Genomic DNA, 13,108 nt, shown 5'->3' on the forward strand with positions numbered 1-13,108 from the left:
GAGGACGGGCGCCGCGGGCGCCGCACTGGTGCTCTGCTCGGCGGGCGTCCTGCTGGGACTGGCCGCGACGCCCGCGCAGGCGGCCCAGGTGTCGTTCGCCACCCACTGCGTGCCGCCCGCGGGCATCAGCCCGGTCGACGGCACCACGAAGGTCGAGATCACCGCGCCGGCCACGGCGAAGGTCGGCGACACGGTGGACATCGTGTGGAAGTTCGTCCAGGCCGCCTCCAAGAACCCGGACATCATCGACCTGCCCGCCAACTCGGTGCAGCCGTCCGGCGTCCTGAAGGCGGCCGGCGCGCAGGCCGCCGACATCGCCATGCAGGGGCCGCGGGAGAACCCGGCGATCCCCAAGGGCGGCGACATGGTGCTGTCCGACATGAAGGGCACCCTGAAGCTGACCACCGCGGGCGAGGTGACGCTGACGCCGGACGCGTACACGGTCAACGCCATGTCCACGGACACCAAGTGCACGCCGAAGGAGACCGTGCAGAAGGCGGCGACGATCCAGGTGACGGGCGCCGGCGGCGGCACGTCCTCCAGCGCGCCCCCGACCCACTCGACGCAACCGACGAACTCCACGACGGCGAAGCCGACCGCCTCCGCCTCGCCGAGCGGCGGCTCCGGCCAGACCGACTTCAAGGGCAAGGAGGTGCAGATCCCCTACACCTGCAAGACGCCCATCGGCGACAAGAACGCGACCTCGCCGGTGCAGATCAACGCCAAGAAGAACGCCGGGAGCTACGACCTCACGGTGCAGTTCAAGAAGTCGGTGATGGACAGCCCCGTCGACATCCCGAAGGACTCCGTGAAGCCGTCGATGGAGGTCGTGCTGGGCGGCGCGGACAAGGGCACCGTGCATGTGGAGGGGCCCACGAACGCGAAGGAGATCAAGTCCGGCGAGCCGATCGAGATCCCGGACCTCACCGGCACCTACAAACCGGGCGCGAGCGGCAGTTCGACGCTGTCCCCGGGCGTCCTGACGGTCAAGGCCCTGGGTACGACGACGACCTGCACGCCGACGAAGACGGAGGTCTCCCTCACCCTGGACACCTCCCAGCAGCCGGGCGGCGCGGCGGGAGGCACGTCCTCCTCCGGAGGTTCGGCGTCGACCACCGGCGGCAGCAGCGGCAGCGGCTCCGGCGGCCTCGCCGAGACCGGTGCCGGCGATCACGGCGCCCTGAAGGCGCTGGGCCTGGTGTCGGGCACGGCGATTCTGCTGGGCATGGCGGTGTTCACGTTCCTGCCTGGGCGCCGCACGCGCTGAACCGACTGCCGGCGGCGCCTCCGAAGCGCCCGTCGAAAACGTCGAAAACACGGAGGGCCATCACACCCACAGGGATGCGATGGCCCTCCGTCGGCCAAGGCCGAGCGGCAGCGCCTAGTGGACGTCGCCCATCAGCTTGTTGACCTTCTTGCGGTACATCCACACCGCGACACCGGCGACCACGGCGAGCACGGACTCCAGGGTGACGAAGCCCGTCTTGTCGAGGTTGACCCCGCCGACGGCCGGGTTGGACAGCAGCGCGGTGATCGAGTCGCCCGCGGTGACCGCGAGGAACCAGACGCCCATCATCTGGGAGGCGTACTTCTTCGGCGCCATCTTCGTCGTCACGGACAGACCCACCGGCGACAGCGTCAGCTCACCGATCGTCTGGACGAAGTAGATCGCGACCAGCCACATCGCCGCGGCCTTGTGACCACCGTCGGCGATCGACAGCGGGGCGAGGAAGAGGAAGAAGGACGCGCCGATCAGCACCAGGCCGGAGGCGAACTTCACGATCGTGCTCGGCTCCTGGCCGCGCCGGTTCAGCCACAGCCACAGCCAGGCGAAGACGGGCGCCAGGGCCATGATCATGACCGGGTTGACCGACTGGTACCAGGAGACCGGGAACTCCCAGCCGAAGATGGTGTTCTCGGCCTTGCCGTCGGCGAAGATCGACAGGGTCGAGCCACCCTGGTCGTAGATCATCCAGAAGACGGCGGCGGCCACGAAGAACCAGATGTACGCCGACACCCGCGAACGCTCGCTGGAGTCGAGGTCCTTGTCCTTCAGGATCCGCGCGATGACCACGACCGGAACGATCAGGCCGATGATCGTGAGCGGGATCAGCGCCCAGTTCAGGGTGAAGTGGCCGGTGCCACCGACGAGGCCGTAGAAGACGGCGGCGATCGCCAGCCAGATCAGGCCCTTGCGCAGCGTGGCGGACTTCTCCTCGGCGGTCAGCGGCGTCGGGACGACGCTGCTCTTCTCGCTCAGGTGACGGGCGCCGAGCAGGTACTGGGCGAGACCCAGCGCCATGCCGAGCGCGGCCAGCGCGAAGCCGAAGTGCCAGTTGACGTTCTCACCGATGGTGCCGATGACCAGCGGAGCGGCGAAGGCACCCAGGTTGATGCCGATGTAGAAGAGGGTGAAGCCACCGTCACGGCGCGGGTCGTCCGGGCCCTTGTAGAGGTGACCCACCATCGTGGAGATGTTGGCCTTCAGCAGACCCGAGCCGATGGCGACGAGGCCGAGACCCACGAAGAAGCTGGCCGCGACCGGCAGGGCCAGGCACAGGTGGCCGAGCATGATGACGATGCCGGCGACGGCCACCGTCTTGCGGGGGCCGAGGACGCGGTCCGCGAACCAGCCGCCGGGCAGGGCGAGCAGGTACACGAGCGACACGTACACCGAGTAGATCGCGGTCGCCGTGCCCGCGTTCAGGTGCAGGCCACCCGGGGCCACGAGGTACAGCGGGAGCAGGGCCCTCATGCCGTAGTAGGAGAACCGCTCCCACATCTCGGTCATGAAGAGAGTGGCCAGGCCGCGGGGGTGGCCGAAGAAGGTCTTCTCGGAGCCGGGGGTGCCCGGGCGGACCGAGTCCTTCGTCAGGCTGGACGCCATGGTCGTTCCTTGCTGGTCGGGACGCGGCAGCTGGAGCGTTGCGCGCCCGGTGGGGGTGCGGCCGGCACCGGCGGGGTCGGTCGTCCACCCCCACGCCCAGGGGGAGTCCGCTCCGGATCACGGAAGCGGCGGACGGCGACCACCGGGATCCACGCCCCGACGCGTCACATCCGCGTCCTGGGCCCGGCCAGAGGTCATTCCTTTCGAGGCTGATGTTCATCCCTGATGTTCATCAGCCCGTACACAAAAGAGACCTTCAGCGTCATTTGCTCGCCAAAGGTCCCCGGTGCACTACAGGCGTTGCCGTCACCATACGGCAGGACACTGCCGGATATGGAAGGACTTGAGACGCGGATCACAGGCGTCCAGGGAACCGCGGGACCTGTTTCGAAGGTGTTATCTACGATCGCATCCCACGAGCAATGGTTCGTACCAGCAGGCTGCGAAGGTAAGAATCCCTGGGAGCGATCACACCCCGGCACTGCGCACGGGCGGTCTACCATCACCTCATGACCCGTGTACTGCTCGCCGAGGACGACGCGTCCATCTCGGAGCCGCTGGCCCGCGCCCTGCGCCGCGAGGGCTACGAGGTCGAAGTGCGCGAGGACGGACCCACCGCACTCGACGCCGGAATGCAGGGCGGCGTCGATCTGGTCGTGCTGGACCTGGGCCTGCCCGGCATGGACGGCCTGGAGGTCGCCCGCCGGCTGCGGGCCGACGGCCACACCGTGCCGATCCTCATCCTGACCGCGCGGGCCGACGAGGTGGACACCGTCGTCGGTCTGGACGCGGGCGCCGACGACTACGTCACCAAGCCCTTCCGGCTTGCCGAACTGCTCGCCCGGGTCCGGGCGCTGCTCCGGCGCGGCGCCGCCGAGCCGCAGCAGCCGCCGGCCACGCACGGCGTGCGGATCGACGTCGAGTCGCACCGCGCGTGGATGGGCGACGAGGAACTCCAGCTCACCGCGAAGGAGTTCGACCTGCTGCGGGTGCTGGTGCGGGACGCCGGCCGCGTGGTGACCCGGGACCAGCTGATGCGCGAGGTCTGGGACACCACGTGGTGGTCGTCGACCAAGACGCTCGACATGCACATCTCCTGGCTCCGCAAGAAGCTCGGCGACGACGCCGCGAACCCTCGCTACATCGCGACGGTGCGGGGCGTCGGCTTCCGCTTCGAAAAGAGCTGAACCCCGCCCGGGTTCAGCCGGTCACTCCGGGTAACAGATCATGCGCCGCCGTCTCATCCAGTCCACCCTCGCCGTCGTGCTCGTGGTGATCGCCGTCTTCGGGGTCTCCCTCGTGATCGTGGAGACCCGGACGATCACCAACAGCGCCCAGGATCGGGTGGAGTCGGAGGCGGTGCGGCTGGCCAGCATCGTGGACAGCCGGATCCTGGCCGCGGAGAACGTCGACGCGGACGTGCTGCGCAACCCGGTCAGCAAGGACCAGTTCGTGGTGATCCGGTTCCCGAACCGGGCGCCGATCGAGATCGGCAGCAGGCCGAAGGGCAGCGTCATCCACTCCACGCAGCACGGCGAGGAGGGGGAGACGGTCACCGTGCAGGAGCCGCGCTCCACGGTGACCCGCGAGGTCGGCCGCACCCTGCTGATCATCGGGCTGGTCGCGCTGCTCGCGGTGGTCGCCGCCGTACTGCTCGCCGTACGCCAGGCCAACCGGCTCGCCTCCCCGCTCACCGACCTCGCCGAGACCGCCGAGCGCCTCGGCTCCGGCGACCCGCGCCCCCGGCACAAGCGGTACGGCGTCCCCGAGCTGGACCGGGTCGCCGATGTGCTCGACTCGTCCGCCGAGCGCATCGGGCGCATGCTGACCGCCGAGCGGCGCCTGGCCGCCGACGCCTCCCACCAGCTGCGTACGCCTCTGACAGCGCTGTCCATGCGGCTGGAGGAGATCACCCTCACCGACGACCCGGAGACGGTGAAGGAGGAGGCGAACGTCGCGCTCACGCAGGTCGAACGCCTCACGGACGTGGTGGAGCGGCTGCTGACGAACTCCCGCGACCCGCGCACCGGCTCCGCCGTCACCTTCGACCTGGACGAGGTCATCCAGCAGCAGCTCGCCGAGTGGCGCCCCGCCTACCGCAACGTCGGCCGGGCCATCGTCAGCTCCGGCAAGCGGCACCTCCAGGCCGTCGGCACCCCCGGCGCGGTCGCGCAGGTGCTGGCCGCGCTGATCGAGAACTCGCTGATGCACGGCGGCGGGACCGTCGCCCTGCGCACCCGGGTCACCGGCAACCAGGCGGTCGTGGAGGTCACCGACGAGGGGCCCGGCGTCCCGCCGGACCTGGGCGCGCGGATCTTCGAGCGCACGATCAGCGGGCGGAACTCGACGGGCATCGGGCTGGCCGTGGCCCGCGACCTCGCGGAGGCCGACGGCGGCCGTCTGGAGCTGCTCCAGTCCCAGCCGCCGGTCTTCGGCCTGTTCCTCTCCCGCACACCCCCGGCCCGCAAGCTGGACGACGAAGCGCCGACGGTCCGCTAGACCGCCCTCGGCGGCTTACGGCACGCGCTGCGACGGCTGGGGCTTGGTGGGCGCCGCCAGGATCGACTCCGCGCTCTCGACGGCCTCCCGGGCCGGCAGGGCGCGGAACACCCAGGTGCGGTACGACCAGAACCGGAACAGGGTCGCCACGCCGATGCCGAGGAACTTGAAGACGTTGCTCTGCAGCGGGCTGTCCCAGCCGAAGCCGTACGTCGCCACGAACAGGACGCCGTTCTCGATCACCAGGCCGACCGCGCTGAACAGCAGGAACAGCGTGAGTTCCCGGGTGCGCCCGCCCTTGTTGCGGTCCCGGTACGTCCAGTAACGGAAGCCCACGTAGTTGAAGGCGATCGCGACGACGGTCGCGATGATGCTGGCGCGCACCACCGGCAGGTCGGAGACGTGCCGGACCAGGTTGAACACGCCCAGATTGACCAGGACCCCGGCGCCGCCGACGGCTCCGAACCTGGCCACTTCGCCCACGAGCCGGTGCAGCCCCGAGGAACGCCGTTCCATGGCTGTGCAGCTCCCGTCCGTAGGTTTCGTCGACCCCGCCATGCTATCCAGCGTGACTGTCGGCCGCCCGTGGACCAGGCCACAGCTCGGAAACGGGTCGGAAAGAGGCCGGAAAGTGCCGGGTAAGAGAGGGTGAGAGGGACGTGATCCGGCCGCCTCGGCGTGGCCGATACCCTAGGGGTGTGACGTTCCCGGTAGTAGGCATGGTCGGCGGGGGGCAGCTCGCGCGTATGACGCACGAAGCCGGCATCCCGTTGGGCATCAGGTTCAAGCTCCTCAGTGACACTCCTCAGGATTCCGCGGCCCAGGTGGTGAGCGATGTCGTCATCGGCGACTACCGCGACCTGGGCACGCTGCGCGAGTTCGCGCGCGGCTGCGATGTGATCACCTTCGATCACGAGCACGTGCCCACCGAGCACCTCCAGGCCCTGGAGGCGGACGGCATACCCGTGCGCCCCGGCCCCGAGGCGCTGGTGAACGCCCAGGACAAGGGCGTGATGCGGGCGAAGCTCGACGCGATCGGCGTGCCCTGCCCGCGGCACCGCATCGTCATCGACCCGGCCGATGTGGCCGCGTTCGCGGCCGAGGGTGACGGCTTCCCCGTCGTCCTCAAGACCGTCCGCGGCGGCTACGACGGCAAGGGCGTGTGGGTCGTCGACTCCGTCGAGGAGGCCGCCGAGCCCTTCAGGGCGGGCGTCGCGGTCCTCGCCGAGGAGAAGGTCGACTACGTCCGCGAGCTGGCCGCGGGCGTCGTCCGCTCCCCGCACGGCCAGGCCGTCGCCTACCCGGTGGTCGAGTCGCAGCAGGTCGACGGCGTCTGCGACACCGTGATCGCCCCCGCGCCCGGCCTGGACGAGGAGCTGGCCCTGCAGGCCGAGGAGATGGCCCTGCGCATCGCCAAGGAACTCGGCGTCGTCGGCCACCTCGCGGTCGAGCTCTTCCAGACCCGCGACGGCCGCATCCTCGTGAACGAACTCGCGATGCGCCCGCACAACTCCGGCCACTGGACCCAGGACGGCGCGATCACCTCGCAGTTCGCCAACCACGTCCGCGCGGTCCTCGACCTCCCGCTCGGCGACCCGCGCCCGCGCGCCAAGTGGACTGTGATGGTCAACGTCCTCGGCGGCGACTACCCGGACATGTACTCCGCGTACTTGCACTGCATGGCCCGCGACCCCAAGCTCAAGATCCACATGTACGGCAAGGACGTGAAGCCCGGCCGCAAGGTCGGACACGTCAACACCTACGGCGACGACCTGGACGACGTGCTGGAGCGCGCCCGTCACGCAGCCGGATACCTGAGAGGCACGATCACCGAATGAGCCCTGTTGTTGGCATCGTCATGGGGTCGGACTCCGACTGGCCCGTCATGGAGGCCGCCGCCAAAGCCCTGGACGAGTTCGAGATCGCGTACGAGGTCGACGTCGTCTCCGCGCACCGCATGCCCCGCGAGATGATCACGTACGGCGAGCAGGCCGCCGACCGCGGCCTGAAGGTGATCATCGCCGGTGCCGGCGGCGCCGCCCACCTGCCGGGCATGCTCGCCTCGGTCACCCCGCTGCCGGTCATCGGCGTGCCGGTGCCGCTGAAGTACCTCGACGGCATGGACTCCCTGCTGTCCATCGTGCAGATGCCGGCCGGCGTGCCCGTCGCCACGGTCTCCGTCGCCGGCGCCCGCAACGCCGGTCTGCTCGCGGCCCGCATGCTCGCCGCGTTCGACGAGGACCTGCTGCACAAGATGCGCGACTTCCAGCAGGACCTCAACGACCAGGCCACCGAGAAGGGCAAGCGCCTGCGCTCCAAGGTCGAGGGCTCCGGCGGCTTCGGCTTCGGGAAGTGACGCCCGTGACGTCGCCGACCTCGCTGGACGAAGCCCGAGAGCTGCTGCGCGAGTTCCCCGTGGTCGACGGCCACAACGACCTGCCGTGGGCGCTGCGCGAGCAGGCCGGCTACGACCTCGGCGCGCTGGACATCGCCGCGCACCAGCACGGGCACCTGCACACCGACCTGCCGCGGCTGCGCGCGGGCGGTGTCGGCGCGCAGTACTGGTCGGTGTACGTCCCCGCCGACCAGCCGGAGCCGGTGTCGGCGACCCTCGAACAGATCGACTGCGTACGGCAGCTGATAGCGCGCTACCCGGCCGAGCTGGCACCCGCGCTGACCGCCGCCGACATGGACGCCGCCCGCCGGGAGGGCCGTATCGCCTCCCTCATGGGCGCCGAGGGCGGCCACTCGATCGCCAACTCCCTCGGCACGCTGCGCGGCCTGTACGCGCTCGGCGTGCGCTACATGACCCTCACCCACAACGACAACGTGGACTGGGCGGACTCGGCGACCGACGAGCCGCGGGTCGGCGGCCTGTCCGCCTTCGGCCGCGAGGTTGTGCGGGAGATGAACCGGCTCGGCATGCTGGTCGACCTCTCCCACGTGGCGGCGACGACGATGCGGGACGCGCTGGACGCCTCCATCGCGCCGGTGATCTTCTCCCACTCCTCCGCCCGCGCCGTCTGCGACCATCCGCGCAACATCCCGGACGACGTCCTGGAGCGGCTGCCCGCCAACGGCGGAGTGGCGATGGTGACGTTCGTGCCGAAGTTCGTGCTCCAGGCGGCCGTGGAGTGGACGGCGCTGGCCGACGAGAACATGCGTGCCCACGGCCTGCACCACCTGGACACCACGCCCGAGGCGATGGAGGTGCACCGCGCCTTCGAGGAGCGCACCCCGCGCCCGATCGCCACGGTCTCGACGGTCGCCGACCACCTCGACCACATGCGCGAGGTCGCGGGCATCGACCACCTCGGCATCGGCGGCGACTACGACGGCACCGCGTTCACCCCGGACGGCCTCAACGACGTCTCCGGCTACCCCAACCTGCTCGCCGAGCTGCTGCAGCGCGGCTGGTCCAAGGCCGACCTGGCCAAGCTGACCTGGCAGAACGCCGTACGGGTGCTGGGTGCCGCCGAGGACGTGGCCCGGGACCTTCAGACGACCAGGGCGCCGTCCGTCGCGACCATCGCCTCGCTCGACGGCTGACCCGCTGCCGTACCGAGGGCGGGGTAGTCGCTGTAGCCGTCGGCCCCGCCCACATACATGAAGTACCGGTCCCGGACCGGGTCATCCGGATCCAGGAACCGTACGCGGCCGGGCTGCGCGACGTCGCCGACCACCTCGACCACGTCCGCTCGGTCGCCGGCCCCGAGTGCGTCGGCCTGTCCGGCACCTACGACTCCGGCGCCGCCCACCCCCGCGACCTCGCCGACGCCTCCCGCTACCCCCACCTGATCGCCGAACTGCTTCGCCGCAGCTGGTCCGAGCCCGAGCTGTCCCTGCTGACCTGGTGGAACGTCCAACGGGTGCTGCGCAGCGCCGACTTCACGGCCAAGGCCGCACAGCACCGCCGGGAGCCGTCGACGGCGAAGATCGCGGAACTGGACAGCCAGAGGCTTACGGGCGGTCCATCAGGCGTGCTCGATCCGGCACAGGCAGAACGGATGCCCGGCCGGGTCGGCGTACACCATGAAGTCCTTCTTCTCCCGGTCCGCCAGGTCCAGCGGGCGGGCACCCAGCGCGAGCACCCGCTCATGGGCCACGTCGACCTCCGCCCAGGTCCGCCCCGCGTCGAAGTCGAGGTGGAACTGCTGCGAGTTCCGGTCGGCCCGCGGCCACTCGGGCGGCGTGTACCCCTCGGCCCGCTGGAAGCCGAGCCGAGGCCCGCCCGGGACCTCCAGGACGACCCAGTCGTCGTCCTCGGCCCGCGGGGTACCCCCGGCGACCGCCGCGTAGAACGCGGCCAGCGCGCGCGGGTCGGGGCAGTCGAGCACGACGTTACGGAAACGAGCGACAGACGCCACGGAGTCCTCCTCGGTCGGCAAGCGCACAGACGGAAGGTGCCCCGCCAAGACGGCGTACACACGCCGTTCACCGGCCGCGGACGACTCCCGTGGTGCAGAATGCGGGAAGACGCCGGTTCGGCCGACTGAGCCTCGGCCGAACCGGCGTCGCCACACGCCCTCATGCGTCTTATGCGGTCGGGCGGCCCATCGCGCGGTACGTCCACCCGGCCCGCCGCCACAGCTGCGGGTCGAGCGCGTTGCGGCCGTCCAGGATCACCCGGGCCGCCGCGGCCTCGCCCAGCGCGGCCGGGTCCAGCTCGCGGAACTCCCGCCACTCGGTGAGGTGCAGGACGACGTCGGCCCCGCGCACCGCCACCAGGGCCGAGTCCGCGTAGCCGAGGGTGGGGAAGACCCGGCGGGCGTTGTCCATGCCCTTCGGGTCGTAGACGGTCACCTGGCCGCCCTGGAGGTGGATCTGCCCGGCCACGTTCAGGGCGGGCGAGTCACGGACGTCGTCCGAGTCGGGCTTGAAGGTGGCGCCGAGCACCGCGACCCGCTTGCCGAGGAACGAGCCGCCGCCGAGCGCCTCAAGGGCCATCTCGACCATCTGGCCGCGCCGGCGCATGTTGACGGAGTCGATCTCCCGCAGGAAGGTCAGCGCCTGGTCCGCGCCCAGCTCACCGGCGCGGGCCATGAACGCCCGGATGTCCTTGGGCAGACAGCCGCCGCCGAAGCCGATCCCGGCACGCAGGAACTTGCTGCCGATCCGGTCGTCGTACCCGATGGCCTCCGCCAGCTTCGCCACGTCACCGCCGCCGGCCTCGCACACCTCCGCCATCGCGTTGATGAAGGAGATCTTGGTCGCGAGGAAGGAGTTCGCGGCGGTCTTCACCAGCTCGGCGGTCGGGAAGTCGGTCACCACGAACGGGGTGCCCTCGCCGATCGGCGTGGCGTACACCTCGCGCAGCAGCTTCTCGGCCCGCTCGCTGCGCACACCGGCCACGATCCGGTCCGGGTGCAGGGTGTCCTGCACGGCGAAGCCCTCGCGCAGGAACTCCGGGTTCCAGGCCAGCTCCGCGTCCGTCCCGGCCGGCGCGTGCTCGGCGAGGTAGTCGGCGAGGCGGTCGGCGGAGCCGACGGGCACGGTCGACTTGCCGACGACCAGGGCCGCGTCGTGCAGATGCGGGGCGAGGGAGGCGATCGCGGAGTCGACGTACGACATGTCGCAGGCGTACTCGCCGTGCTTCTGCGGGGTGTTCACGCAGACGAAGTGGACGTCACCGAAGGCCCCGATCTCGGCCCAGTCGGTGGTGAACCGCAGCCGCCCCGAGGACCCCTCGATACCGGCGACATGCCGGCGCAACAGCTCTTCGAGCCCCGGCTCGTACATCGGGGTCTCGCCGCGCTCCAGCATCGCGATCTTCTCGGGTACGACGTCCAGACCCAGCACCTCGAAGCCCAGCTCGGCCATGGCCGCGGCGTGTGTGGCGCCGAGGTAGCCGGTGCCGATCACGGTGATCTTCAGGCTCATGGGGGTGCTCCAGCTAGGGGGACTCGGGCGTGCGGAGCCCGAGCATAGTCGGGCCTTGCGCCGGGCAACTTTCCCGCTGTCGGATAGCTCACGTAGGCGACTCGCGGGCAACCCCCTAAAATTTGTGTTACTTAACGGTAATTAGCGTCAGTACCATCGCGTCTGGAGCGTGAGAGACAGTGGCCGGATCGGCTGACTTCGACCTGTACCGCCCGTCCGAGGAGCACGACATGCTCCGCGACGCCGTTCGCTCGCTGGTCGAGGCGAAGATCGCCCCCTTCGCCGCCGCGGTGGACGAGGAGGCCCGCTTCCCGCAGGAGGCCCTCGACGCGCTGGTCGCCAACGACCTGCACGCCGTCCACGTTCCCGAGGAGTACGGCGGCGCCGGCGCCGACGCGCTCGCCACGGTCATCGTGATCGAGGAGGTGGCCCGCGCCTGCGTGTCCTCCTCCCTCATCCCCGCCGTGAACAAGCTCGGCTCGCTCCCGGTGATCCTCTCCGGCTCCGAGGACCTCAAGAAGAAGTACCTCACCCCGCTCGCCAAGGGCGACGCGATGTTCTCGTACTGCCTCTCCGAGCCGGAGGCGGGCTCGGACGCGGCCGGCATGAAGACCAAGGCCGTCCGCGACGGCGACCACTGGATCCTCAACGGCGTGAAGCGCTGGATCACCAACGCGGGCGTCTCCGAGTACTACACGGTCATGGCCGTGACCGACCCGGAGAAGCGCAGCAAGGGCATCTCCGCCTTCGTCGTCGAGAAGTCGGACCCGGGCGTCTCCTTCGGCGCCCCGGAGAAGAAGCTCGGCATCAAGGGCTCCCCGACCCGTGAGGTCTACTTCGACAACGTCCGCATCCCCGCCGACCGCATGATCGGCGCGGAGGGCACGGGCTTCGCGACCGCCATGAAGACCCTGGACCACACCCGCATCACCATCGCCGCCCAGGCGCTCGGTGTCGCCCAGGGCGCCCTCGACTACGCCAAGGGCTACGTCCAGGAGCGCAAGCAGTTCGGCAAGCCGATCGGCGACTTCCAGGGCATCCAGTTCATGCTCGCCGACATGGCCATGAAGATCGCCGCCGCCCGCGCCCTGACCTACCAGGCCGCAGCCGCCTCCGAGCGCGGCGACGCCGACCTCACCTTCCAGGGCGCCGCCGCCAAGTGCTTCGCCTCGGACGTGGCGATGGAGGTCACCACGGACGCCGTTCAGCTCCTCGGCGGCTATGGCTACACCCGTGACTACCCGGTGGAGCGCATGATGCGCGACGCGAAGATCACCCAAATATACGAAGGAACGAACCAGGTCCAGCGGATCGTCATGGCCCGCAACCTGCCGTAGCCGCAGCGGCATCCGCGGCGCTCGGGTCCGGCATGCGGGCCGTACCGGGCAGGCGTAGGACGGAGGGACGGGGGGACTCGGCAGGAGTCCCCCCGTCCCTCCGTCTTTCCAGGAGGAGCCGTGACTCAGCCCGGAACGATGACACCGATGAGCAAGCAGATGCAGGACTGCGTCGACGCCTGCATGAACTGCCACAGCGTCTGCGAGGAGACCATGAGCTCCTGCCTGCAGATGGGCGGCCAGGCCCAGATGCAGATCATGCGCGCGCTCATGGACTGCTCCGAGACCACCCGTATGTGCGCCGACATGATGATGCGGCGCTCGCCGCTGTCCGCAGAGATGTGCACCCTGTGCGCCCAGGCCTGCGACATGTGCGCGGAGGCGTGTATGTCCCTGCCGGACGACCCGCAGATGATGCGCTGTGCCGAGGCGTGTCGCCGCTGCGCGGAGATGTGCCTTGCGATGGCGGGCGCCGACATGTGACTCCTGGCACCGGTGAAACGCA

At 70.1% G+C, this 13,108-nt stretch carries 12 protein-coding genes and 1 pseudogene; 9 read left to right on the forward strand and 4 right to left on the reverse strand.

Translation table 11 applies throughout. The features are described 5' to 3' along the window. The first annotated feature begins 28 nt into the window (after nt 1–28). Complete coding sequence (locus ACWD35_RS36675; RefSeq protein WP_451355729.1) at nt 29–1,267, forward strand: hypothetical protein; 1,239 nt, start codon at nt 29–31, stop codon at nt 1,265–1,267. A 114-nt stretch (nt 1,268–1,381) separates the two neighbouring features. Here ACWD35_RS36675 and ACWD35_RS36680 read toward each other — a convergent pair whose 3' ends face one another. Then, the gene (locus tag ACWD35_RS36680; protein ID WP_451355695.1) at nt 1,382–2,887 is read right to left on the reverse strand and encodes an oligopeptide:H+ symporter; all 1,506 of its coding nucleotides are present in this window, start codon (nt 2,885–2,887) and stop codon (nt 1,382–1,384) included. Between the two features lie 509 nt (nt 2,888–3,396). Between ACWD35_RS36680 and ACWD35_RS36685 the strand changes: the two genes are divergently transcribed. Continuing rightward, the gene (locus tag ACWD35_RS36685) at nt 3,397–4,074 is read left to right on the forward strand and encodes a response regulator transcription factor (protein WP_020940464.1); all 678 of its coding nucleotides are present in this window, start codon (nt 3,397–3,399) and stop codon (nt 4,072–4,074) included. Nucleotides 4,075–4,114: 40 nt separating this feature from the next. Next, complete coding sequence (locus ACWD35_RS36690; protein WP_451355696.1) at nt 4,115–5,386, forward strand: ATP-binding protein; 1,272 nt, start codon at nt 4,115–4,117, stop codon at nt 5,384–5,386. A gap of 15 nt (nt 5,387–5,401) precedes the next feature. On the opposite strand, the gene ACWD35_RS36695 is transcribed toward ACWD35_RS36690, so the two are convergent. Beyond that, a complete protein-coding gene (locus tag ACWD35_RS36695; protein WP_451355697.1) occupies nt 5,402–5,902 on the reverse strand; it encodes a GtrA family protein in 501 nt (166 codons plus the stop codon). A gap of 182 nt (nt 5,903–6,084) precedes the next feature. On the opposite strand from ACWD35_RS36695, the gene ACWD35_RS36700 reads away from it, so the two are divergent. From ACWD35_RS36700 to ACWD35_RS36715, 4 genes and pseudogenes are all read left to right on the forward strand, one after another. Further along, the gene (locus ACWD35_RS36700; RefSeq protein ID WP_451355698.1) at nt 6,085–7,224 is read left to right on the forward strand and encodes a 5-(carboxyamino)imidazole ribonucleotide synthase; all 1,140 of its coding nucleotides are present in this window, start codon (nt 6,085–6,087) and stop codon (nt 7,222–7,224) included. After that, entirely contained in the window at nt 7,221–7,742 is a 522-nt protein-coding gene (purE, locus tag ACWD35_RS36705) for a 5-(carboxyamino)imidazole ribonucleotide mutase (RefSeq protein ID WP_451355699.1), read from the forward strand. Before ACWD35_RS36700 ends, purE begins: the two co-directional genes overlap by 4 nt. A 5-nt stretch (nt 7,743–7,747) precedes the next feature. Further along, entirely contained in the window at nt 7,748–8,935 is a 1,188-nt protein-coding gene (locus ACWD35_RS36710) for a dipeptidase (RefSeq protein ID WP_451355700.1), read from the forward strand. Then, nucleotides 8,932–9,336, forward strand: a pseudogene (locus ACWD35_RS36715) (membrane dipeptidase); the annotation flags it as partial. The gene ACWD35_RS36710 and the pseudogene ACWD35_RS36715, both read left to right, overlap by 4 nt. Nucleotides 9,337–9,360: 24 nt before the next feature. On the opposite strand, the gene ACWD35_RS36720 reads toward ACWD35_RS36715, so the two are convergent. Together ACWD35_RS36720 and ACWD35_RS36725 are read right to left on the reverse strand one after the other, a co-directional pair. Next, entirely contained in the window at nt 9,361–9,753 is a 393-nt protein-coding gene (locus ACWD35_RS36720; protein WP_451355701.1) for a VOC family protein, read from the reverse strand. A 169-nt stretch (nt 9,754–9,922) separates the two neighbouring features. Next, nucleotides 9,923–11,266, reverse strand: coding sequence for a UDP-glucose dehydrogenase family protein (locus ACWD35_RS36725; protein ID WP_451355702.1), 1,344 nt, complete (start codon nt 11,264–11,266; stop codon nt 9,923–9,925). A 179-nt stretch (nt 11,267–11,445) separates the two neighbouring features. Here ACWD35_RS36725 and ACWD35_RS36730 point away from each other — a divergent pair, with 179 nt between their 5' ends. Then, nucleotides 11,446–12,603: an acyl-CoA dehydrogenase gene (locus ACWD35_RS36730; protein WP_451355703.1), complete on the forward strand. Its 1,158-nt coding sequence runs from the start codon at nt 11,446–11,448 to the stop codon at nt 12,601–12,603. A 138-nt stretch (nt 12,604–12,741) separates the two neighbouring features. Further along, nucleotides 12,742–13,086 (forward strand): four-helix bundle copper-binding protein, encoded by a 345-nt coding sequence (locus ACWD35_RS36735; RefSeq protein WP_451355730.1) that lies wholly within the window; start codon nt 12,742–12,744, stop codon nt 13,084–13,086. Nucleotides 13,087–13,108: the final 22 nt, after the last annotated feature.

The sequence above is a fragment of the Streptomyces sp. NPDC002671 genome (assembly GCF_053592475.1).